This is a genomic window from Actinokineospora sp. (genome assembly GCF_052390155.1).
GTDB lineage: Bacteria > Actinomycetota > Actinomycetes > Mycobacteriales > Pseudonocardiaceae > Actinokineospora.
Map to the genome: position 1 here is coordinate 142,579 of NZ_JBQTHF010000002.1, position 22,510 is coordinate 165,088.

20 protein-coding genes and 1 tRNA gene are annotated in these 22,510 nt (G+C 71.1%); 10 read left to right on the top strand and 11 right to left on the bottom strand.

Annotation, left to right across the window (positions count from 1 at the left end; translation table 11 throughout):
- Positions 1-161: 161 nt before the first annotated feature.
- The gene (locus ACT4N7_RS00760; protein WP_444826561.1) at positions 162-944 is read left to right on the top strand and encodes an SGNH/GDSL hydrolase family protein; all 783 of its coding nucleotides are present in this window, start codon (positions 162-164) and stop codon (positions 942-944) included.
- 189 nt (positions 945-1,133) lie between these two features.
- Here the strand turns inward: ACT4N7_RS00760 and ACT4N7_RS00765 are convergent, their stop codons facing one another.
- The 9 genes from ACT4N7_RS00765 to ACT4N7_RS00805 form a co-directional block, all read right to left on the bottom strand.
- The gene (locus ACT4N7_RS00765; RefSeq protein WP_444826562.1) at positions 1,134-3,932 is read right to left on the bottom strand and encodes a BTAD domain-containing putative transcriptional regulator; all 2,799 of its coding nucleotides are present in this window, start codon (positions 3,930-3,932) and stop codon (positions 1,134-1,136) included.
- 365 nt (positions 3,933-4,297) lie between these two features.
- A complete protein-coding gene (locus ACT4N7_RS00770; RefSeq protein ID WP_444826563.1) occupies positions 4,298-5,530 on the bottom strand; it encodes a DUF445 domain-containing protein in 1,233 nt (410 codons plus the stop codon).
- Positions 5,527-6,300 carry an Abi-alpha family protein gene (locus tag ACT4N7_RS00775; protein WP_444826564.1) on the bottom strand — a complete coding sequence of 258 codons (774 nt, stop codon included), beginning with the start codon at positions 6,298-6,300 and terminating at the stop codon, positions 5,527-5,529. The genes ACT4N7_RS00770 and ACT4N7_RS00775 overlap by 4 nt, the downstream gene beginning before the upstream one ends.
- Before the next feature lie 77 nt (positions 6,301-6,377).
- Positions 6,378-7,157 carry a PIG-L family deacetylase gene (locus tag ACT4N7_RS00780; protein ID WP_444826565.1) on the bottom strand — a complete coding sequence of 260 codons (780 nt, stop codon included), beginning with the start codon at positions 7,155-7,157 and terminating at the stop codon, positions 6,378-6,380.
- A gap of 47 nt (positions 7,158-7,204) precedes the next feature.
- Entirely contained in the window at positions 7,205-8,524 is a 1,320-nt protein-coding gene (locus tag ACT4N7_RS00785; protein WP_444826566.1) for a lysine N(6)-hydroxylase/L-ornithine N(5)-oxygenase family protein, read from the bottom strand.
- 42 nt (positions 8,525-8,566) lie between these two features.
- A complete protein-coding gene (locus ACT4N7_RS00790; protein WP_444826567.1) occupies positions 8,567-8,794 on the bottom strand; it encodes an MbtH family protein in 228 nt (75 codons plus the stop codon).
- Positions 8,795-8,847: 53 nt separating this feature from the next.
- Entirely contained in the window at positions 8,848-9,789 is a 942-nt protein-coding gene (locus ACT4N7_RS00795; protein ID WP_444826568.1) for a methionyl-tRNA formyltransferase, read from the bottom strand.
- Positions 9,790-9,833: 44 nt separating this feature from the next.
- Positions 9,834-10,061, bottom strand: a complete 228-nt coding sequence (locus tag ACT4N7_RS00800; protein WP_444826569.1) for a hypothetical protein — start codon at positions 10,059-10,061, stop codon at positions 9,834-9,836.
- Positions 10,062-10,200: 139 nt separating this feature from the next.
- Positions 10,201-10,273, bottom strand: a tRNA-Thr gene (locus tag ACT4N7_RS00805).
- Here ACT4N7_RS00805 and ACT4N7_RS00810 point away from each other — a divergent pair.
- The 8 genes from ACT4N7_RS00810 to ACT4N7_RS00845 all read left to right on the top strand — a co-directional run bounded on the left by ACT4N7_RS00810 (position 10,259) and on the right by ACT4N7_RS00845 (position 19,567).
- Positions 10,259-10,393: a hypothetical protein gene (locus ACT4N7_RS00810; protein WP_444826570.1), complete on the top strand. Its 135-nt coding sequence runs from the start codon at positions 10,259-10,261 to the stop codon at positions 10,391-10,393. The two genes, ACT4N7_RS00805 and ACT4N7_RS00810, sit on opposite strands and share 15 nt — an antisense overlap.
- An 85-nt stretch (positions 10,394-10,478) precedes the next feature.
- A complete protein-coding gene (locus ACT4N7_RS00815) occupies positions 10,479-11,915 on the top strand; it encodes an alpha,alpha-trehalose-phosphate synthase (UDP-forming) (protein ID WP_444826571.1) in 1,437 nt (478 codons plus the stop codon).
- 32 nt (positions 11,916-11,947) lie between these two features.
- Entirely contained in the window at positions 11,948-14,476 is a 2,529-nt protein-coding gene (otsB, locus tag ACT4N7_RS00820; RefSeq protein WP_444826572.1) for a trehalose-phosphatase, read from the top strand.
- Positions 14,477-14,552: 76 nt separating this feature from the next.
- Positions 14,553-15,011, top strand: coding sequence for a hypothetical protein (locus ACT4N7_RS00825; protein ID WP_444826573.1), 459 nt, complete (start codon positions 14,553-14,555; stop codon positions 15,009-15,011).
- A gap of 111 nt (positions 15,012-15,122) precedes the next feature.
- The gene (locus tag ACT4N7_RS00830; protein ID WP_444826574.1) at positions 15,123-16,199 is read left to right on the top strand and encodes a hypothetical protein; all 1,077 of its coding nucleotides are present in this window, start codon (positions 15,123-15,125) and stop codon (positions 16,197-16,199) included.
- Positions 16,196-17,359, top strand: a complete 1,164-nt coding sequence (locus tag ACT4N7_RS00835) for a toxic anion resistance protein (RefSeq protein ID WP_444826575.1) — start codon at positions 16,196-16,198, stop codon at positions 17,357-17,359. The genes ACT4N7_RS00830 and ACT4N7_RS00835 overlap by 4 nt, the downstream gene beginning before the upstream one ends.
- A complete protein-coding gene (locus tag ACT4N7_RS00840; RefSeq protein WP_444826576.1) occupies positions 17,356-18,960 on the top strand; it encodes a substrate-binding domain-containing protein in 1,605 nt (534 codons plus the stop codon). The genes ACT4N7_RS00835 and ACT4N7_RS00840 overlap by 4 nt, the downstream gene beginning before the upstream one ends.
- A complete protein-coding gene (locus tag ACT4N7_RS00845) occupies positions 18,947-19,567 on the top strand; it encodes a hypothetical protein (protein WP_444826577.1) in 621 nt (206 codons plus the stop codon). The genes ACT4N7_RS00840 and ACT4N7_RS00845 overlap by 14 nt, the downstream gene beginning before the upstream one ends.
- 22 nt (positions 19,568-19,589) lie before the next feature.
- Here the strand turns inward: ACT4N7_RS00845 and radA are convergent, their stop codons facing one another.
- Together radA and ACT4N7_RS00855 are read right to left on the bottom strand one after the other, a co-directional pair.
- Positions 19,590-20,963 carry a DNA repair protein RadA gene (gene radA / locus ACT4N7_RS00850; protein WP_444826578.1) on the bottom strand — a complete coding sequence of 458 codons (1,374 nt, stop codon included), beginning with the start codon at positions 20,961-20,963 and terminating at the stop codon, positions 19,590-19,592.
- Positions 20,964-21,009: 46 nt separating this feature from the next.
- Positions 21,010-21,711 carry a hypothetical protein gene (locus tag ACT4N7_RS00855; protein WP_444826579.1) on the bottom strand — a complete coding sequence of 234 codons (702 nt, stop codon included), beginning with the start codon at positions 21,709-21,711 and terminating at the stop codon, positions 21,010-21,012.
- 302 nt (positions 21,712-22,013) lie between these two features.
- On the opposite strand from ACT4N7_RS00855, the gene ACT4N7_RS00860 reads away from it, so the two are divergent.
- Positions 22,014-22,505 carry a CarD family transcriptional regulator gene (locus ACT4N7_RS00860; protein ID WP_444826580.1) on the top strand — a complete coding sequence of 164 codons (492 nt, stop codon included), beginning with the start codon at positions 22,014-22,016 and terminating at the stop codon, positions 22,503-22,505.
- Positions 22,506-22,510 lie beyond the last annotated feature (5 nt).

Consider the following 22,510-nt stretch of genomic DNA (forward strand, 5'->3'; position numbering starts at 1 on the left):
TTAGGTAGCCCTAACTTCGCACACTCTTGCGGAAACGAGTGGTCACGAAAGGTGACACCACTTACGCTGCGGCAACCGACGGTGGCGTAAGTGGGGAATGACACGGCATCCTGGGCGTTCGGTCGGGGTGGGACCGCACTTGTTCGGAGGGGAGGACGGCTGTGCACGGGTGGAACGGCTGGATCGCGATCGGGGACAGTTTCACCGAGGGGATGAGCGACGAGGGCGCGGGCGGCGCCTATGTCGGGTGGGCGGATCGGTTGGCCGCCGTGATGGCCGAGCAGCGATCGGGGTTCCAGTACGCCAATCTCGCGCTGCGCGGAAAGATGCTGCGGGAGATCCTGGACGAGCAGGTGCCGATCGCCGTGGCCGCCGGGCCGGACCTGGTGTCGATCTGCGGCGGCGGCAACGACCTGATCACACCGGGCACCAACGCCGACGACGTGGCCGCGATGATGGACAGCGCGGTCGCGAAGCTGCGCGCGGGCGGCGCCGAAGTGCTGATGTTCACCGGCCCCGACCCGCAGGTGCAGCCGCTGCTGCGGCGGGTGCGCGGCAAGGTCGCGATCTACAATGGACACTTGCAGACCATCGCCCAGCGGCACGGGGCCCGGCTGGTCGACATGTGGTCGATGCCGATCCTGCACGACCGCCGCGCCTGGTCCGACGACCGACTGCACTTCTCCAGCGAGGGCCACCGCCGGATCGCCCTGCACGCCGCCGAGATCCTCGGCGTGCCGGTCACCCTGGACTGGCGGGAGCCGCTACCGCCCGAGCAGCCCCGGGCGTGGTTCGCCTCCCGCCAGGCCGATCTGGCCTGGACCACGACGCACCTGATTCCCTGGGTACGCAGGCAGATCCTCGGCGAGTCGATGGGCGACGGCCTCCAGCCCAAGCGCCCAGAACTGCAGCCGTACCGCGGCGACGATCACGCCAGCGTCTGACCCGGAACAGACTGACCCGGAACAGACGACCGGCCGGCACACTCCCCCAGGGCGCCGGCCGGTCCATCGGGCCGCACACCCCCACGCGTTGTGGTGCAGCCCGAGGGCGCCGTCGACCCTGCCAGTGACAATGCCTTCGGCGCCGACCGGAAGACTGCCGGCCACCGCCGCGCGGCGGCTAACCGTTCACTAAACGGCGCTGGGCGGCAGCGAGGCGAGCGCGGCCCGCACGGCCTCCGCCGTGGGCGACTGCACCAACTGGTACAGCTCCAGCGCCAGCGTCAGCTCCACCCGTGCCCCCGCGATGTCGCCGCTGTCGCGCAGCACCCGGGCCAGCACCTCCCGCCCGAACGCCTCGGTCAGGTCGAGCCCGTTGGCCTCGGCCAGCGCGACAGCCTCCCGCGCGTGCGCGCCCGCGTCCGCCAGCGAGGCCAGCTCGTGCTCCAACTCGGCGAGGTTCGCCAGCGCCAGCCCCACGAACCCGAGGTCGCCCACTTCGCGGAAGATCTCCACGGCGGCGGCCTGCGGGTCGATCGCGGCGGTGGTGTCGCCGAGATTGCGGTGCACCTGCGCGATGTTGTTGAGCAGGTTGGCCTCGCCCAGCCGGTATCCCGCGCGCCGGGACTCCGTCAGCGCCTTGCGGTAGCCGACCAGCGCCTCCGCGTAGCGCCGCTGACCGTAGAGCGCGCTGGCGAAGGTGTTGAACCCCATGGCCATCAGCTTCGGGTCGCCCAGTTCCGTGGCGATGGCGACGGCCCGCTCGGCGTCGGCGACGGTCTCGTGTTCCTGGCCGAACCGGGTCAGCAGCACACAATGGCTCAACCGCAACCAGAACTCGCCGCGCCGGTCGCCGTCGGCGCGGGCGGAGTCCAGGCCGAGGGCGAGCACCCACGCCCAGTCGTCACGGCGGGAGCGGACCCGGCGGAACTCGCCCGCCATCCTGGCCAGCCGCCACACCTCGGCGTGACACCCCGCCTCGGCGCCCGCCGCAGCCACCGCCAGCAGGTTCGTCCACTCGCGCTCGAACCAGGCCAGCGCCTCGTCGCGGGTGTCGATCTCTGGACGCGGCACGTGCGGCCAGTCGGCCCCCGGGTCGAGGTCGTCGGCGACCAGGCGCAGGTGTCGGCGGCAGAGGTCGGCGACGACCAGGTAGTGCCGCAGCACGGCGCGCAGCGGGTCGAGTTGCCTGCCACCCAACTCCCTGGCGTGCAGCCGAACCAGGTCGTGCATGCCGAAGACGTCCCGCGCGGTCTCGCCGACCAGGAACGACTCGGCAAGCCCGCGCAACCGGACGCGCGCCTCGGCGACATCGGTACCGCAGAGTGCCGCGACGGCGTGCGGGCTCACCCACTGCCCGGGGAAGACGCCCAGCAGCCGCAGGGTTTCGGCCAACGCCGGGTCCAACAGCCGGTGGGTGAGGTCGAGCGCGGCCCGCACGCTGGTGTCGGCCCGCTCGATGTCCAGCGCGCTCAGCCGGGTGTGCTCGTCGGCCAGTTCGGCGACCAGGTCGCCGATCGACCACTGTGGACTGACCGCCAGCCGCGCGCCGATGATGCGCAGGGCCAGCGGCAGGTAGCCGCACAGCTTCGCGAGCCGGGCGCGCAGCTCGTCGTCGGCCGCGGCGGGCCCGGCGACGTGCGCGATCAGCTTCTCGGCCGCGTCGGCAGGCAGGGTGTCCAGCACGAGCAGCCGGGCGCCGTCGGCGACCAGTCCGTCGAGCCTGCGCCTGCTGGTGGCCAGTACCAGCGAGCTGCCGCCGCCGGGCAGCAGCGCCCGCACCTGCCCGGAGTCGCGCGCGTCGTCGAGGAGCACGAGGACCCGCCGGTCGGCGAGCAGCGACCGGTAGAGCACCGCACGGTCGGCCAGGTCCAACGGCACGTGTTCCGCGGCGACGCCCAGCGCCAGCAGGAACCGGGCCAGCACCTCGGCCGGATCGAGCGGCGCGTGCCGCGGATCGAACCCGCGCAGCGACGCGTAGAGCTGGCCGTCGGGGTACGCGGCCGCCGACCGCGCCCCCCACAGCAGCGCGAGCGCGCTCTTGCCGATCCCGGCGGGGCCTGCCAGGACGCCGATGGCCGGGGCGGTGCCGTCGGCGTCCGCGCGCAGCCGGTCCAGCCAGCGCAGCTCCCCCTCGCGCCCGGCGAACCCGGACGGCGCCGCCGGAAGCTGCGCCGGGGTCAGCACGCCGATCCGGGGCGTGATCACCGACTCGGGCCGGGGCCGCAGCAGGGTGGTGTCGTCGCGCAGCACGCGGCTGTGCAGCTCGCGCAGTCCGGCGCCGGGGTCGAGGCCGAGTTCCCCCGCGGCGCGCCGCGCGAACCGTTGGTATATCTCCAAAGCGGCCGCCCGCCTGCCGCACCGGTACAGCGCGAGCACGAGCTGGCTGACCAGGTGCTCCCGGAACGGGTGGGTGTCGACCAGCGCGGCCAGCTCGCCGATCACGTCGTCGTGCCTGCCCAGTTCTAGGTCGGCGTCGATGCGCGCCTCGATCACCGTCAGCCGCAGCTCGGCCAACTCGGGGGCGCGCACCCGGCCGCCGATGTCGGCCAGTTCGGGGCCCCTCCACAGGCTCTGCGCGCGGGCCAGCAGGTCGGCGCGCACCTCGGCGCTCTGCCCGCGCGCCCGCGCCAGCAGCTTGCGCGCGACGGCGACGTCGATGCGGTCCTCGTCGATCACGAGCTGGTAGCCCGCGCCGGTGGTCTCGATCCAGGTCGCCGCCGAGGTGTCCACACTGGACAGCCATTTGCGCAGCCGCGAGACGTAGCCCTGCACGATGGTCCGCGCGGTGACGGGCGGTTCGTGCGCCCACAGCACGTCCACGATCCGCTCGACCGGCACCACCTGGTTCGGTTCGAGCAGCAGCATCGCCAGCAGGCCGCGCAGTCCCGGACCGCCGAGTGCCAGCGGCTGCTCGCCCACCAGCGCGCCGACCGGTCCGAGCACGCAGAAACGCGGCTCGTCTGGACGCGCGGCAGCATCCTGCGCCATTCGGTACCACCCCCGAGTCCCCGGCCCTTCCCCACGAGCGGGCCGGTCGTGCGCTGGGAGTCAACCTAGGGGAAGCCCGCGGGGTACGGCACGGAAGTCGGCTGTGTCAGCCGGATGGACCAACCGGACACACGGGTCGGCCCCGCGTCGCCCGAACCCGATTCGGGGGCCGCGGGCCCGAAACTCCGTCGAGTTGACCGACAGCGCCCCGGGTCCACCCCGAGTGGGAACCCCGGCGTGCTCTTGGTCAACATCTCAGCGGAGCGGTCCGACACCGAAGTGCCGGACCGCACCAATTTAACAGGCAGCGTGCGGGTGATCACAGTCGGGTCACCTGGTTAGCGCAGCGAACTTTCCCCCGCGGGTCAGTGCGCGAGGTTCTCCACCAGGATGACCTGCAGTTCGCCGACCGCGAAGCCGAGTACCGCGCCCACCGTGATCAGGATCCACTCGTCCTGCTCGAACGCGGGCCGGATCAGCGCCTCGAACTCCTCCTCGGTCAACTCCTGCATCTTCTGCACGAGGGTGTTGCGGATGTCCATCGCGTCCTCGGCGTAGTCCTCGATGTAGGTCATCGCCTCGGGCAGCCGCTCGATCACCTTCTCCGCGACGCGCTGCTTCACGGCTTGATACCGGCCGCTGCCCACGGCCAGCACCACCAGCGGCCGGGCGAACCCGGCCTGCCGGTCGAGCACGTCCTGCACCTGGCGCTGGATCAGGGCGAACAGCCGGTCGGACAGCGGGCCGCGCAGCACGGCCTCGATGACGTTGCGCGGGGTGATGATCTCCTGGGCGATCAGCGCGCCGTAGTCGGCGGCGACCTCCTTGCGCCGCTTGAGGAACAGGCCCTGCCACTCGAACACGCCGAGGTAGCGCTTGGGCTGCTTCGGGTTGAAGATCATCTTCAGCGCGAGCCAGTCGGTGAACCAGCCGGTGAGGCCACCGAAGATCGGCATCACCCACGGGTTCTTCGTCGCCGCCCAGGCGAACATCTGGATCAGCCCGATGGCGAAGCCGAAGTAGATGCCGGAGTGCGCGATGAACTGGAACTCCTTGCGCCCGGCCTGCTGGAAGATCCGGTTGAGCAGCGCCTTGTCCTTGACCAGGTTGGTGACGACCATGTCCTTGAGGTCGAAGACGTTGTCGACGTCGTCCTTGATCATGTCGAGCAGCGAGCGCACCACGCCGGGTGCCTCGGCCTGCACGCGGTGGATGATCCCCCGGCGCACGGCTTCGGGCAGCGACTCCCACAGCCCCGGCTGGTACTCCATCGCGATCTCGCGGGCGATCTCCTCGGCCCCGTCGAGCAGCGGCTTCTCGATCTCCTTGACCACCCGCTCGGCGTCGAGCCTGCTCAGCACCTCGCCCGCGGAGATCAGCCGGTCGGTCATCGTGTCGCAGGCGATGCTCGCCATCCTGGCCGCGCGCCGGGGCACGATGCCCTGCCAGCCGAACGGCTTGCGGCCGACGAACTCCAGCGGCTGGAACATCATCCGGATGGCGACGAGCTTGGTGCCGTAGCCGATCAGCGCGGCGATCAGCGGCATCGACAGGTAGACCAGCCAGTTGGTCTGGAAGTCGGCGAAGAAGGCGCTCATCGACGCTCCCCGGGCGACACGTTGCGGGCACTCGGATCGCAGGCGGCCCAGAACTGGCTGCCCAGCTCCGAGATGCGCAGCGTGAGCTTGACCACTCGCGGACCGCGCCTGCCCGCGCCGCGGATCCGCGCCTCGGCGGCGCGCACCCGGTCGTCGGTGAACAGCATCTCGTACTGCACGCCCAGGGCAGGGTCCTCGTCGCCGACCTCGGCCAGGCCGAACCGCAGCAGCCTACTGACGTAGAGCGGCACCAGGCCGGGCTGCACGACCCCGGCCACCCGCCCGACTGTGGACGCGTTCTCCAGCACCAGCCGCTGCGTGCCGCCGAGCGCGGTGCGGGCGGCCAGGTGCGCGAGCGGGTAGACCGTGCCGTCGGACAGCGCCGAGACGATCCGCGCCTCGTCGGGCAGGAGTTGGCGGACCACGGTGGCGAAGTAGTGGTCGCGGGCGGTGTCCTTGCTGTCGGTCACCGACCGTTCGAGCAGCTCGGCCATCGCCGCGCGCAGCGGCTCACGGGCGGGCTCGACCCGCACCAGGGCGCGCGGCTGGGGAAGCTCGGGCTCGTCGTCGAGGTGCTTGCGGACCTCGCTGACGATGGCCTGCTCGACCTTGTGCACCTGCCGCTCGGCCAGCTCGCCGCCGGGCAGCCTGCGGGCCACCTGCCAGCCGCCGCGGTAGAGCCGACCCAGGGCGCGACCGGCGCGATCGACCAGATCGGCGCCCGGATCGTGCCCGTTCGCCGCAGGCAGGCCGCGCCGCTCGTCGTCCATGCCTGCCTCCACGCCGCCGGGGATCTCTGGTGTACCACAACGAGCGGCGTATGCGCAGGTCACGCACGTTCATCCGATCAGCGGCCCGCCAGCAGGTCGGTCTCGGTGATGCCCGGGCCCTCGCCGTCGCGGATGAACCACTCGGTGCCGAAGGCGAACGCGAACGCCTCGTCGGGCATGGCCAGGAAGAACGAGTCCTCGCTGATCTGGCTGGCATGGGCGCGCATGGCCGCCCGCTTGTGCTTGAGGTACGCCGAGACGTCCACCTGGGCGGTGATCAGCGCGGCGGGCTTGCCGATCTTCATGTCCTCCGGCGGGCCGAAGTCGGCGCCCTGCTCCCGCAGCGCGGCCATGCCCTCGCGGAGGTGATCGGAGTTGACGGTGGCCTGGTAGACCCGCGGCGTACCCGCCAACTCGGCGGCCCGGTTGCCCACGCGGTGGACTTGGATGTGGTCGGGGTGGCCGTATCCGCCGAAGTCGTCGTAGACGGTGAGGATGTCGGCGGATTCCTCGGCGAGGATCGCGGCCAGCCGCTCGGCGGCCTCCTCGACCGGGGCGGACCAGAACGAACCGGGCACGTCGTTGGTCGGCTCGCCCATCATCCCGGAGTCGGTGTAGCCGAGGAACTCGACGCGCGAGACCCCCAGGATCTCGGCGGCCGCGTGCGTCTCGGCGACCCGGCGGCGCCACAGCTCCTCGCCGTCGTCGAGGAATCCGTCGGACACCTCGCCGTGCTCACCGCGCGTCGCGACGACCAGCACCACCCGGTGCCCCTCGTCGGCGGCTTTGCGCATGACGCCGCCGGTGTTGATGCACTCGTCGTCGGGGTGGGCGTGGAAGGTCACGAGGGTTGCCATGTCGCCAAGGTACGTGTGCGGACCGACAGTCCGGCGGGTGTCGGGGGTCACGACCGGAGCGCGGCGTACGCGGCCGTGCGCTCTTCTCGCTCGGACTCCTTGCGCAGCAACGATTCCAGGATCTCACCGACCCGGACGGCGGTGTTCGACAGCAGCGTCGCGGTGATCCCGTGCGCGTGCTCGGGGCCGCCCTGCAGGTAGATCCCCGCCCGCACCCGCGGTGCGGTGCGCAGCCGGTAGTCGCGGGCGAGCGCCGGCCGCCCGTCCGGCTCGCGCTCGCACACCGCCGCCGCCCGGCCGAGCAACTCGAACACGTCCGCCGAGTGGAACCCGGTGGCGTAGACCACCGCGTCGCACTCCAGCGTCTCGGTCTCCCCCGTCGGCAGGAACTCCACGGTCACGTACACGGCGTCGTCGGTCTCGCGGGTGTAGGTGACCCGGGAGGCGTTGCGGATGTCCAGGCGCCTGCGCCCGGTGACCCGCTCGCGGTACTCGCGGCGGTACAGGTCCTCGATGAGGTCGATGTCCACCACGGAGTAGTTGGTGTTGCGGTGGTAGTCGAGCAGCATCCGCTTGACGTCGGCGGACGCGGTGTAGAAGTGGTCGACCGCCAGCGGATCGAAGATCCGGTTGGCGAACGGGCTGTCGTCGGCGGGCGCGTAGCCGTAGCGCGCGAAGACCGCGCTCACCCGCGCCTGGGGCAGCGCGGTGTGTAACTCGGCCACGGTCTCGGCACCGCTCTGCCCGGCGCCGACGACCAGTACCCGGCGCGGGTCCGCCGCGGCGAGGTCGCCGATCCGGTGCATCAACTCGATGTTGTGCCACACCCGGTCCGACGGCACCGCGTCCGGGGGCAGGCGCGGGCGGAGTCCCGTGGCCACCACGATGTTGCGCGCCCGACAGGTCACGATCGCGTCGTCGCCGTCCTTGGCCAGCACGTCGAACCACGCCACCTCGCCGTCGACCTCGACCGGCCGCACCGAGACGACCTCCGTGCCGTAGCGGACCTGGTCAACCACCCGCGCGGCCGCCCACTCGAAGTAGTCGTGGAACTCGGTCCGCAGCGGGAACATCGTCTTGTGGTTGATGAAGTCGGCCAGCCGGTCGCGGTCGCGCAGGTAGCACAGGAAGCTGAAGTCGCTGGCCGGGTCGCGCATGGTGACCAGGTCCTTGAGGAAGGACACCTGCATGGTGGCGTCGTCGATCAGCATCCCCCGGTGCCACCCGAAGGCCGCCTGCTTCTCCAGGAACACCGCGCGCAAGCCGGCGTCGGGGCGCCGCCGGTTGTGCTCGTCCACTGCGATCGCCAGGGCCAGGTTGGACGGACCGAACCCGATCCCGACCAGGTCGAACACCTCGCTGGTCACCGCGCGGGTCCCTTCGTCGGCCGCTATTTAGGCAAGCCTAACCTAATTATTTGTCGATGGGGAGTGGTCCATCTCCCGGATGAGACTCGCGGGCCGCAGATCCGTCCAGTGCTCCTCGACGTAGGCGAGACACCCCTCGCGGGTGTCGCTGTCGTGCGCGACCGTCCAGCCCGCGGGGACCTCCGCGAACGCGGGCCACAGGGAATGCTGATTCTCGGCGTTGACCAGCACCACAAAGGTGCCGTCGGCGTCCTCGAACGGGTTCGTCATCTCGTTCCTCTCGCTGGACCTGCTGGAATGCTAATTTAGGCAAGCCTTACCTCTCAAGAGGTCAGGTACCCGCCCATCTGGGTGAAGTAGTCACCCGCCGACAGTTCGACTCCGTCTTCGGTGCGCACCTTGGTGATCAGCAACGCCCGATTGCGCCCCCGCCGCGCGTCGGCGCCCGCCACGATCGACACCCCGTCGCCCTCACGGTAGAAGATGCGCCCGGGGGTGCCGCCGTACCGGGCTTGCGACACCCGCGCCTCCACCACCGCCAGCCGCCGTCCTTTGTGGAGCGTGAACGCACTCGGATACGGTGCGCATTGAGCCCGCACCAACCGATCCAACTCCTCGGCCGACCACGTCCAGTCGATCCGCAGGTCGGTTTCAGCACGCTTGTGAAAGAAACTGGCCTTGCTCCGGTCCTGCTTGACGAAGTCCGTCCGCCCCGAAGCGATCGCAGCGAGCCCGTCGACGGTGATCGGCCCGAACAATGCCAGCGTCTTCGCGAACAGATCCGCCGTCGTGTCCCGAGGCCCGACCGGGACCGCCCGCTGCACCACGATGTCCCCCGCATCCAGCGTCTCGTCCATCAGGTGCGCGGTGACACCAACCTCGGACTCGCCGTTGATCAGCGCCCAGATCAGCGGCGAGAACCCCGCGTAGGCAGGCAGGAGCGAGTCGTGCACGTTGAGCGTGCCGTGGCGGGGCAGGGTGAAGATGCGCGGCGGAATCCAGGTGCGCCAGTTCGTCGCCACGATGACGTCCGGGTCGGCCTCCTTGAGCGCGGCCACCAACTCCTCGTCGTCCGGCCGCTCCCGAATGAGCACCGGCACCCGGTACCCAGCGGCGAGGTCGGCCACCGAGTCACTCCAGACCTGCTCATAGACACCGCCACCGGGTGGATGGGTGACGACCATGACCACCTCGTGTTCGGAGTCCAGCAGCGCCTGCAGGGTGCGGTGCCCCCAGGTCTGAAAGCCGAACATGACAACCCGCATGCGCCCTCCCAAAGACCGACATAGTCTATTTTGGTTAGGCTAACCTAATATTTACCTCGCGATCGAGCGCCTTCTCCCGTCCGCAGGACGTACGCCTCGACCACGGCCGCGAAGGGCACCGATGGCCAGCCCCGCTTCTCGGGCTCGACCTTGTGCACCAGTGGCTCACCCGCGGCTTCCTCGGCCAGCCAGTAGTAAACGGTCGACTCGGGGATGACCAGGTGGCGTGCGACTTCTTTGGGCGTCATCACCGGGTCCAAGAACCGATCCATCATGGCTCCCTCCCCGCTCCGATCGGCCGTGTACTCGGGCACCAATTAGTGTGCGTGAGCGAACATTGGCGCACCCGTCCCACGTCACCACTGATCTTGAGCCGCCGTGTCTGATGCCATTATCGCAGGTCAGAGTGGGAGCCGGTGGCGGGACTCGAACCCGCGACCTTTCGCTTACAAGGCGAGTGCTCTGCCAATTGAGCTACACCGGCGCGGCGCCCAAGGGCGCCAAGACGATCCTAAGCGGCCGCGCCACCCGGTTGTGGACAGGGCCGGTCTTCGGCGAGTACTTGGCGCAGCCGGTGCGCACGGGCCTGGGCAGGCTGGAGTAAACCCCCGACGGGCGTGAGAGTCGCCACCCCGGAAGTCCCCGGTCGCAGGACGCGGGGGCGCCTCGAAGTGGCTAGCCTTTGGGGCGTGAGCAGCGAAAACAAGCACGGCGCGGACTTCATCGTCGCGGCGAACCGGCTGCCCGTCGACCTCGAACGGCTTGCCGACGGCAGCCAGCGCTGGAAGCACAGCCCGGGTGGCCTGGTCAGCGCGCTGGCCCCGTTCCTGCGCAGCCACAGCGGTGCCTGGGTCGGGTGGCCCGGCGTACCCGACGTCGAGGTGGACGAGTTCGCCGACGACGGCCTGCGACTGCACCCGGTCTCGCTCTCCGCCGACGAGGTCCGCGACTACTACGAGGGCTTCTCCAACGCCACCCTGTGGCCGCTTTACCACGACGTCGTGGCCCCGCCGCAGTTCGACCGCGGCTGGTGGGACAGCTACGTCAAGGTCAACCACCGCTTCGCCGACGCGTGCGCCAAGGTCGCCGCGCCCGGGGCGACCGTGTGGATCCAGGACTACCAGCTCCAGCTCACCCCGGCCCTGCTGCGCGAGCAGCGCCCGGACCTGCGGATCGGCTTCTTCCTGCACATCCCGTTCCCGCCGACCGAGCTGTTCATGCAGTTGCCGTGGCGCGCGGAGATCGTCAAGGGCCTGCTCGGCGCCGACCTGGTGGGCTTCCACCGCCCGGGCGGCGCGCAGAACTTCCTGTGGCTGGCCCGCCGCCTGCTCGGGCTGGAGCCGACCCGCGGCGCGGTCGGCGTGCGCACGCGCCCGGGCGTCATCCAGGTCGGCGACCGCGCGGTGCGGGTGGGCGCGTTCCCGATCTCCATCGACTCCGCGGGCCTGGACGCGCTGGCCCGCAAGCGCGAGACCGTCGCGCGCACCCAGCAGATCCGCGCCGACCTCGGCGACCCGAAGAAGATCATCCTCGGTGTCGACCGACTCGACTACACCAAGGGCATCGACCTGCGTCTCTACGCGCTGCAGGAGCTGCTGGCCGAGGGGCGCATCGACCCGGCCGAGGTGGCGATGGTGCAGCTCGCGACGCCGAGCCGGGAGCGGGTGGAGCACTACCAGCGGATGCGCGGCGACATCGAGCAGGTGGTCAGCCGGATCAACGGCGAGTTCGCCAGGGTGGGCCGCCCGGTCGTGCATTACCTGCACCAGTCGGTCGACCGGGCGGAGCTGACCGCGTTCTTCTCCGCGGCCGACGTGATGCTGGTGACCCCGGTCCGTGACGGCATGAACCTCGTCTGCAAGGAGTACGTCGCGTGCCGTCACGACCTCGGCGGCACCCTGGTGCTGTCCGAGTTCGCGGGCGCCGCGGCGGAACTCACCAGCGCCTTCCTGGTCAATCCGCACGACCTCGACGGCGTCAAGAACGCCATGCATGCCGCCCTCACGATCGATCCAGCAGAGGGCCGCCGTAGGATGCGCGCGCTGCGACGACAAGTGCTGACCCACGACGTCGACCGGTGGGCACGCTCGTTTCTCGACGCCCTGGACCCCGAGCACGCCCACTAGCCCCACTCCGTCAGAGTCCCTAGGAGAAGGCGTTGACCGCCGAGGCCCTCCCCGCCGACCTGCGCCGCGCCATCGTGCAGATCGCCCGCACCCCGCGACTGCTGGTCGCCTGCGACTACGACGGGACGCTCGCGCCGATCGTCGAGGACCCCGAACAGGCCCGGCCACGCACCGAGTCGGTCGGCGCGCTGCGCTCGCTGGCCGGTCTGCACGAGACGACGACCGCGGTGATCTCCGGGCGGGCGCTGCGCGACCTGGCCACGCTGTCGCGGCTGCCGTCGGAGGTGCACCTGGTCGGCAGCCATGGCTCGGAGTTCGACGTCGGCTTCGTGCACGCGCTCGACGCCGACGCGCGCGAGTTGCACCGCCGGATCGAGCGCGAGCTGGAGGAGCTGACCGACGGCTCGCCCGGCGTGCAGTTGGAGGTCAAGCCCGCGAGCATCGCGGTGCACGTGCGCCGGGCCGAGCCCGACGTCGCCGCACGCGTGGTGGACCTGGTGCGCTCCGGGCCGTGCACCTGGGCCGGGGTGCAGGTCACCGAGGGCAAGGCCGTGGTGGAGTTGGCCGTCGTGCAGACCGACAAGGGCCACGCGCTCGACGTGCTGCGCCACCAGGTCGGCGCCACGGCGGCGGTGTTCGTCGGCGACGACGTCACCGACGAGAAGGCGTTCGCCCGGCTGTCCGGCCCGGACCTGGGGGTCAAGGTCGGCGACGGCGAGAGCCTCGCGGCCTACCGCATCCCGGACCCGGGGTCGGTGGCGACCATGCTGGCGTTCGTCCTGGAGGAGCGCCGCAACTGGCTCTACGGCGACCAGGCGCCGCCGATCGAGCGGCTGTCGATGCTGGCCAACGAGCGGTCGGTCGCGCTGGTCACCCCGGACGCGCGGCTGACCTGGCTGTGTCACCCGGAGCCCGACTCGGCCGCGGTGTTCGCCGACCTGCTCGGCGGGCCGACCGCGGGGCACTTCTCGGTGGCACCGGAGCGCGGCGGCCTGCCGCTGGGCCAGCGCTACCTGCCGGGCACGATGACCGTGGAGACCCGCTGGTCGGGCCTGCTCGTCACCGACTACCTCGACCACGAGACCGACCCGCACCGCACCGACCTGGTGCGGGTGCTGTCGGGCAACTCGACCGCGGTGGTCGAGTTCTCCCCGCGCCCGGAGTTCGGCCAGGTGCAGGTGCGGCTGGCGGCGGCACCGGACGGGCTGCGGGTGCTGGGCACGTCGGACCCGATCGCGCTGCGGGCCCCCGGGGTCACCTGGGAGATCAGCTCCGACGGCATGCACGACTCCGCGCGGGCGGTGGTGCAGGTGTCCACGGAGCAGCCGGCGGTGTTCGAACTTCGCTGCGGCACCAACGAACTCGGCCCGCACGCGGTGTCCGAAGTGGACCGCAAGGCGCGGGCGGGCGGCTACTGGTCGACCTGGCTGGACACCCTGGTGCTGCCGCCGGTGGAGAAGGAACTGGTGGCGCGATCGGCGCTGACGCTGCGCGGGCTGTGTCACAGCGAGACCGGCGCGATCATGGCCGCCGCCACCACGTCGCTGCCGGAGGAGATCGGCGGAATCCGCAACTGGGACTACCGCTACTGCTGGCTGCGCGACGCGTCGATGACGGCGAAAGCGTTGGTGTCACTGGGTTCCACCGGCGAGGCGGAGGCGTTCCTCGGCTGGGTGCACGGAGTACTGGCCACGCTGCCCGGCCCCGAGCGGCTGCACCCGCTGTACACGATCGCGGGCACCACGCTCGGCCCGGAGGCGGTCATCGACACGCTGCCCGGCTACGCGGGTTCACGCCCGGTGCGCGTGGGCAACCTGGCCAACCAGCAAGTGCAGCTCGACGTGTTCGGCCCGGTGGTCGACCTGGTGGCCGCGCTGTCCGAGGCGCGCGGCAAGCTCACCGACGACGACTGGCGCATGGTGTGCGCGATGTCCGAGGCGGTCACCCGGCGCTGGCACGAGCCCGACCACGGCATCTGGGAGGAACGGCACCGGCCGCGCCACCACGTGTACTCCAAGGTCATGTGCTGGCTGACGATCGACCGCGCGATCACCCTCGCCGAGACGCACGGCCGCGAGGCCGAGCCGGGCTGGGCGCCGCTGCGCGCGGAGATCGCCGACGACGTGCTCACCAACGGCTGGAACGACGAGATCAAGTCGTTCACCACCGCCTACGACGGCACCGACCTCGACGCGGCCACCCTGCTCATCGGCATGGTCGGCCTGATCGACCCGACCGACGAGCGGTTCCAGTCCACCGTGACGGCCACCGAGGCGGAGTTGCGCAGCGGCTCCACCGTCTACCGCTACCACCGCGACGACGGCCTCCCCGGCGACGAGGGCGGCTTCCACATCTGCGCGGCGTGGATGATCGAGGCGTACCTGCTCACCGGGCGGCGCCCGGAGGCGGAGGACCTGTTCGCCCAGATCGTCGACGCGGCGGGGCCGACCGGTCTGCTGCCGGAGGAGTACGACCCGGTGGCCGAGCGGTCGCTGGGCAACCACCCGCAGGCGTACTCCCACCTTGGGTTGATCCGCTGCGCCCAACTGCTGTCGGCGTGACGAGGCAGCGGTAACTGGACGCTCGCGGTCGTCGTCAGCGGGCTGCTAACGCCCGCCCGAGGAGAGGGTCAGGATCATGACCGAGCCCGCGCGTCGGAACAGCGCCAGGCCGCGCCCGCGGTACTGGGCGCTGGCCCTGGCGGGCGTCGGCGGGGTGCTGCTCGCGGGCATCCTGCTGGCCAGCGTGTGGTCGGCGCTCGGCGGCACCCGGGTCGACGCCGACTCGACGTATCGCTTCGGCGACGAGACCGTCTACCTCAACCCGAGCGGCTCGGGCGACACCTCGTGCGTGATCGCCCGGCCGAACGGTCAGTCCGACTCGGTGAGCTTGCGCAAGAGCACCAACACGGCTCTGTTCGCCCACGGCTCAGCGGTCGCAGGCACGTCCGACACGTCGGAGCTGCGCTGCTCGGGCGCCGTCCAGGTCACCTCCGGCTGGGTGTTGGCGCTCTACCCGCTCAGTGAGGCGAACGGCTGGCTCGCGGTGCCCTGCGTCGTGGCCGCGGCGGTCGGCTGGGTCTACCGCAAGCCGTAGCACCCCAATCCGATCTTCGAGGTTCACCTGGCGTTCACGTCGCCCGGCGCTGGTCGGCCGTCCAATGGGGGACGGCCCAGAATCGGGCGGGCCTCGGGCGCAGGGGGTCGGATGAAACGTCAGGTCAGCATCGGTCTCGCCGTGGTCCTGTTGGTCGCCGTGGCGGTCGCGATCGTGACCGGGTCGGGGGACGACGACGCGGGTCAGGCCACCACGGTGCGCGGGGTGATCGGCTCGGAGAAGGCCGCCTTCTTCAACGACCAGCGGGTGATCGCCGCGTTCGGCAAGCACGGGCTCCAGGTGCGGGTCGACTCGGCGGGGTCGCGGCAGATCGCGACGTCGGTCGACCTCGGCGGCTACGACTTCGCGTTCCCGTCGTCCTCCCCCGCCGCGCAGCGAATCCAGCGCGACCGGGGGATCACGACCGTCTACACCCCGTTCTTCTCCCCGATGGCGGTGGCGACGTTCGCGCCGATCGCCGACCTGCTGACGGTGCGGGGCGTGGTGCGCAAGGGCCCCGGCGACTACCAGGTGCTCGACCTCGCGGGCTACCTCGACCTCGCGGGCACCCGCTGGGACCAGCTCGTGGGCAACACCGCCTACCCGGTGCGCAAGAACGTCCTGGTCACCACGACCGACCCGCGCGACTCGAACTCCGCGGCGATGTACCTGGCCGCGGTGTCCTTTGTGGCCAATGGCAACGCGGTGGTGAACACCGCCGCGGCCGAGGCCGCGGTGCTGCCCGCGATGACCAAGCTGTTCCTGGACCAGGGTTACACGCAGAACAGCACCGAGGGCCCGTTCGAGGACTACCTCGCCGCGGGCATGGGCAAGACCCCGCTGGTGATGATCTACGAGTCCCAGTTCCTCGACCGCCAACTCCGCGCCGACGGGTCGATCCGGCAGGACATGCGCCTGCTCTACCCGGCGCCGACCGTGCTGTCGAAGCACACTCTGGTGCCGCTCAAGGGCCGGGGCGACCAGGTCGGCAAGCTGCTGAGCACCGACCAGGAGCTGGCGAGGCTGGCGGCCGAGTTCGGCTTTCGCACCAGCGATCCCAAGCCTTTCCAGCAGCTCGTCGCCGACCGCAAGCTGCCCGTGCCCGCCGATCTGGTCGACGTGGTGGAGCCGCCGAGCTACGAGACGCTGGAGCGGATGCTCGACGCCATCGGGAAGCAGTACCGGTGACCGAGTCGATGCTGACGCCGCCGGACCCGGTCGAGCCGGTGCCGGTCGAGCGGGTCGCGGGCCTGATCCCCGTGGACGACCGGGCCCGCCGCGCGGCCGCCGAGCGGGCCGATCGGTTCGCCGCCGACTTCGCCACGCTCGACCCGCGCTCCCCCGACTTCACCGCGAAGCTGGACGAGCTGCTGGCTGTGGGCGAGGCCGACATGCGGGTGGCGGCGACGATCGCGGCGGGCCTGCTCGACCGCTCGATCGACGCGCTCGCGGGCGCGCAGGGCAGGCGCGCGGGTCCCGAACAGCAGATCACCACCAGCCTGGCCGAGCTGCGCCGCACGGTCACCGAACTCGACCCGGGCGGGCCGCCGACGAACTCCCGCAAGCTGCTGGGCCTGATTCCCTTGGGCAACAACGCGAAGCGGCTGCTGGAGCGCTACCGCGCGGCGAACACCCCGGTGAACCTGCTGGTGGTGGAGCTGCGCACCCGGCAAGACCAGTTGCGCCGGGACAATGCGGCGATCAAAGGGGAACGTGCCCGGCTATGGGACAACTTGTCCCGACTGTCCGAGTGTGCCGCGCTGGCCGAGGCACTGGACACGGCCGTCGAGCGACAGGCGGGCGTGTTCGACTACGCCGACCCGACGCTCGCCACCGCCCTGCGCTCGGACGTGCTGCACCCCGTTCGCAGGCGCCACCAGGACATCCTGACCCAGCTCGCGGTCTGCGCGCAGGGCTACCTCGCGCTGGACCTGTTGCGGCGCAACAACGACGAGCTGATTCGCGGCGTCGAGCGGGCCGCGTCGACCACGGTGTCGGCGCTGCGGATCGCGCTCGTGGTGAGCGCGGCGCTGGCCAACCAGCGCGACGTGCTCGACGAGGTCGAAGCGCTGCGCGGCACCACTGAGGGCCTGATCCGCGCCAACAGCGAGCTGATCGGCCTGCAAGGCGACCAGATCCGCCGGGCGAGCGCGGACCCGGCGGTCGGCGTGGCCACCATCCGCGAGTCGTTCGACCAGATCTACCAGGCCCTCGACGCCATCGACCAGTTCCGCGCGGGCGCGACGCAGAGCATGGCCACCACGGTCGCCGCGCTCACCGGCGAGCTGCGCCGCGCCGAGGACCACCTGCGCCGCTCGCACGCGGCCGAGACCACGGGGGACGCATGAAGAGGCTCATCGCGGGCGTGCTGGCGCTGACGGTACTCGCGGGCTGCTCGTCGTCGGACGAACCTGTCGCGGGCAAGCCGGAACCGGGCAAGCTGCGCGTCCTCGCGGGCAGTGAGCTCGCCGACCTCCAACCGGTGCTCGACCGCGCCGCGCAGGCCACCGGGGTGCGCGTGGAGTTCACCTTCGCGGGCACGATCGAGGGCGCCGAGACGCTGGCGGACGGCAGCGCGGACGGCGCCTACGACGCGGTCTGGTTCTCCTCCAACCGCTACCTGCAGGCGCTGCCGGAGGCGGGCCGCAGGCTGGGCAACCAGGCCAAGATCATGAACTCGCCGGTGGTCCTCGGCCTCGCCACGGCCAAGGCGGAAGCGTTGGGGTGGAAGGACAAGCCGGTCACCTGGACCGACATCGCCGCCGCGGCGGGCAGCCGGTCGTTCAGCTACGGCATGACCGATCCGTCCGCGTCGAACTCCGGTTTCTCCGCCCTCGTCGGCGTCGCGTCGGCGCTCGCGGGCACGGGTAACGCGATCAGCGCCGACCAGATCGCCGCGGTGACGCCCGCGCTGACCCGGTTCTTCGCCGCGCAGGCGATGAGCGCGGGCTCGTCGGGCTGGCTGTCAGACGCCTACCAGCGCCGCGCGGCGGGCATCGATCCCGGCCAGAAGATCGACGGCCTGATCAACTACGAGTCGGTGCTGCTGTCGCTGAACGCGAGCGGCAAGCTCCCCGAGCCGCTGACCCTGGTCTACCCGAGCGACGGCGTGGTCACCGCCGACTACCCGCTCACCCTACTGGCGGGCGCGGGCGACGCGGCGCGCACCGACCACCAGCGGCTCAGCGACCACCTGCGCACCCCGGACGTGCAGCGGCAGATCATGGACGCCACCAAGCGCAGGCCCGCGGTGCCCGGGGTGGACCTCGCCGGGGAGTTCGGGCAGCGCGGCCTGATCGAGCTGCCGTTTCCGGCGACGCAGGAGGCGTTCGACGCGCTGTTGTCGGCGTACTTCAACCAGATCCGCCGCCCGTCGCGCACGGTGTACGTGATCGACACGTCGGGGTCGATGGCGGGTGACCGGATCGCGGCGCTGCGGTCGGCCCTGGTCGGGCTGACCGGCGCGGGCGGTGACCTGGTCGGCAAGTACCGTAAGTTCCGCGGCCGCGAGGAGGTCACGCTGATCCCGTTCAACAGCGCGCCCGGGCAGCCGATGACCTTCACCGTGCCGGAAACCGGGCAGCAGGGCGAACTCGACCGGATCAAGGGCGTCGCGGAGGGCCTGAACGCGAGCGGCGGCACCGCGATCTACAGCAGCCTCAGCGGGGCCTACGACCTGCTCGCCAGGCAGCCCCTTGGCGACCGGTTCACCTCGATCGTGCTGATGACCGACGGCCAGAACACCAGTGGCATCGACCTCACGACCTTCGAGCGCGAGCTGTCGCGCCGGTCCGCCGAACTGCGCGGTGTGCCGGTGTTCCCGGTGGTGTTCGGCGAGGGCAGCGAGTCCGAAATGGACCGAGTGGCCGAGCTGACCGGCGGCCGGTCGTTCGACGCGCGCGGCACCGCGCTCGGCCAGGTGTTCCGGGAGATCCGTGGCTATCAGTAAGCGCCTTGGGCGCTACCTTGGCTCGACCAAGAACCTGGTCGGCTGTGTGGCCGGGCTGGTCGGGGTGCTGCTGCACGTCTTCGGTGTGGCGGGCGACTACTGGCTGCTCGTCGTCGCCGGGCTGTACCTGGTGGGCGCGCTCGCGGCGCCGCCGGAGAAGGTGCGGCTGGTGGCCGACCCGGGCGCGGAGGCGTCCCGACTGCGCGCCGACCTCGACGGCCTGCTGACGAAGGTGCGGGCCGAGTCCGCGCGGATGCCGGACGGCGCACTGGCCCGCCTCGACCGCATCGCCGACGTCCTCGGCGGCCCGCTGAGCCGACCCGCCGACCTGGCCGCCGACCCGAACGCCGTGCACGGCGTGACCCGGCTGGTCCGGGTGGACGTGCCGCTCGCCGTACAGACCTACCTGAACCTGCCGTGGTGGCTCGCGGTGGCCAAGAGGGTCAACAGCACCAACACCGCCGCTGACGAGCTGAGCGCGCAGCTCGAACTCCTGGAGACCGACGCGGAGACCGTAGCCGCCCAGTTCTTCGCCGACGACCTCCGCAGGCAGGACGACCACGGCCGCTACCTCCGCGACCGCTCCCGGGACACCGGCCCCAGCTAGTGTCGCACCAGTGGTTGGTCATTCAGGACCGTAAGACCTGCAGATTGCTCATCGCGGAGCCGAGATCGGGCACCACCCGCACCTGGATGCCGTCCGGCACGTCGCCGCAGTCGGGCGGAACCAGGGCCTTGGTGAACCCCAGCCGCACCGCCTCGGCCAGCCGCGAGCGGACGCCGCTGACCCGGCGCACCTCGCCCGCCAGCCCCACCTCGCCCAGCACCACGAGATCGGGCGGCAGCGCCACATCCCGCGCCGCCGTGGCGACCGACAGGGCGATGGCCAGATCGGCGGCGGGCTCGGGGATCTTCATGCCGCCGACCGTGGCGGTGAACACATCCGAATCGCCCAGCCGGACACCGCCCCGGCGCTCCAGCACGGCCAGCACCATCGCGACGCGCGCCGAATCGAGTCCGCTGACCGCGCGCCGGGGCGTGCCCAGCGGCGAGCGCGCCACCAGCGCCTGCACCTCGCCCAACAGTGGCCGCTTGCCCTCCACGGCCACCGTGACCGCCGTGCCCGCCACCCCGATCTCACGCTTGTTGAGGAACAGCCCCGACGGGTCGGGCACGCCGACGATGCCACGGTCGACCAGCTCGAAGCAGCCCACCTCGTCGGCCGGGCCGAACCGGTTCTTCACCCCGCGCAGCATGCGCAGCGAGGAGTGCCGGTCCCCCTCGAAGTGCAGGACGACGTCGACCAGGTGCTCCAGAACGCGCGGCCCCGCGATGGAGCCGTCCTTCGTGACGTGGCCGACCAGCAGCACCGGCAGGCCGCGCTCCTTGGCCAGCGCGACCAGCGCCGCGGTGACCGCGCGGATCTGGGTGACGCCGCCGGGGGCACTGTCCACCGCCCGGGACGACAGCGTCTGCACCGAGTCGACCACGAGCAGGCCGGGCTTGACGTCGTCCACGTGACCGAGCAGTGCGCCGACGTCGCTCTCCGCGGCCAAGTACATCGCGCCGTGCACATTGCCGGTGCGCTCGGCGCGCAGCCGCACCTGGCCCGCCGACTCCTCACCGGTGACATACAGCGTCGGCCCGTAGTCGCCTTCACGGGCGGCCCAGCGGTAGGCGACCTCCAGCAGCAGCGTCGACTTGCCCACTCCCGGCTCGCCCGCGAGCAGGACCACCGCGCCCGGCACCAGCCCGCCGCCGAGCACCCGGTCCAACTCGGGCACGCCCGTCGAACGCGCCTTGGCGGCCTCGATGTCGACGTCGGCGATCGGCCGGGCGGGCGAACTCGGCGCCCCCGCGACGATCTTGGCGAGCCCGGCGCGCGGGACGCCGACCTCTTCCAGCGTGCCCCACGCCTGGCACTCGGGGCAGCGCCCGAACCACTTCGCGACACCGTGGCCGCACTCGGCGCAGCGGTAGTTCGGCTTGGGAGTCTTGGTCACGACGATCAAGCTACGTGCGGGTACCGACAATCCGGCGCCGGACGGCTCAGTGTTCGCCCTCGGCGTGCTCTGCGCGCGGCTCGGTCGGCGAGGCGATGGGCAGCTCGACGGTGACCGAGCCCGCCTTGGCGAAGACGAAGGTGACCGGGATGGTCTTGCCCGCGTACAGCTTGTCCTTCACGCCCGTCAGCACGATCTCCAGCTTGCCCAGCTCGACCTTGGCCGACGACGACGTGGGGGCCGCGGTCGTGGCAGGCGCGCTGGACGACGTCGCCGAGCCGCCGCGGGACGGCGAAGTCGAGGTGGGCGCGGCGGCCGACGAGGTCGGCGTCGGGGTGGTCGGCGCGCTCGACTTGGCGACCTCGACGGTCTCGTCCGGCGTACCGACGGCCAGCGCGCTCGACCCGGGCAGCGCCACGTCGCCGACGATGTCGACGTCCTCGGCGACCGTGCTGGTCACGTCGAGCAGCTCGTCGGCGTCCGCCCCGACGTTGACGAAGGTGAGCACCAGCGGCGCGTCGGAGCCAGACGGGTAGAACCCGCCCTTCGGGTACGCCAGCTTGGCGTCGCGCACGGCGATGGGGCCGAGCTGGGCCATCGCGCCGTTCACCGCGGGGAGCTGTGAGTCGGTCTGGGTGATCTGACCGGCCGAACACCCGACGGCACCCAGGACTGCGGCGAGACCGAGTCCCAACGCGGCCGGGGCCAGGCGCGGCCGACCGGTCGAGTTCTGCTGTGCACGACTCACGAGGGCTCCTGCGTCGCTTGCGGACATTGCGCTATCGAGCGGAAGGGTAGCCCGCGCAACGGATCGGGCTCGCGCGTGGTCCGCCATCGCCGCGCCGCGCGGCGGCCAATGACGTCCACAGTGGATCAAATTCGACTCGATCGCGTGTCCCCTCTTATCGGGCTGAGTACGCACCCATGACACTTGTCAACCCCCCAATGTTCGGCCAAGTGGCCGCTGACCTGCGAAGACAACTCACAGGTCCCTCTCTTCGAGAGTGCGACACGTGTTAAGATGAAGTCAGCGAAAGGGGCAGAGGACACATGGTTTTCAAGGTCGGAGAGACCGTCGTCTACCCGCACCACGGTGCCGCACTCATCGAAGCGATCGAGACCCGCGTGATCAAGGGCGAGGAAAAGAAGTACCTCGTCCTCAAAGTCGCGCAGGGTGACCTCACGGTTCGCGTCCCCGCAGACAACGCCGAGATCGTCGGCGTGCGGGATGTCGTGGGCCAAGAGGGTCTCAACCGCGTATTCGATGTTCTGCGCGCGCCGCACACCGAAGAGCCGACCAACTGGTCGCGTCGGTACAAGGCCAACCTGGAGAAGCTCGCGTCCGGTGACGTGAACAAGGTGGCCGAAGTGGTGCGAGACCTCTGGCGGCGGGAGAAGGATCGCGGTCTGTCCGCGGGTGAGAAGCGGATGCTGGCCAAGGCTCGGCAGATACTGGTCAGCGAACTGGCGCTGGCCGAGGGCACCGACGAGGACAAGGCTGAAGTCCTGCTCGACGAGGTCCTGCAAACCGCAAGCGTCTGAACCGC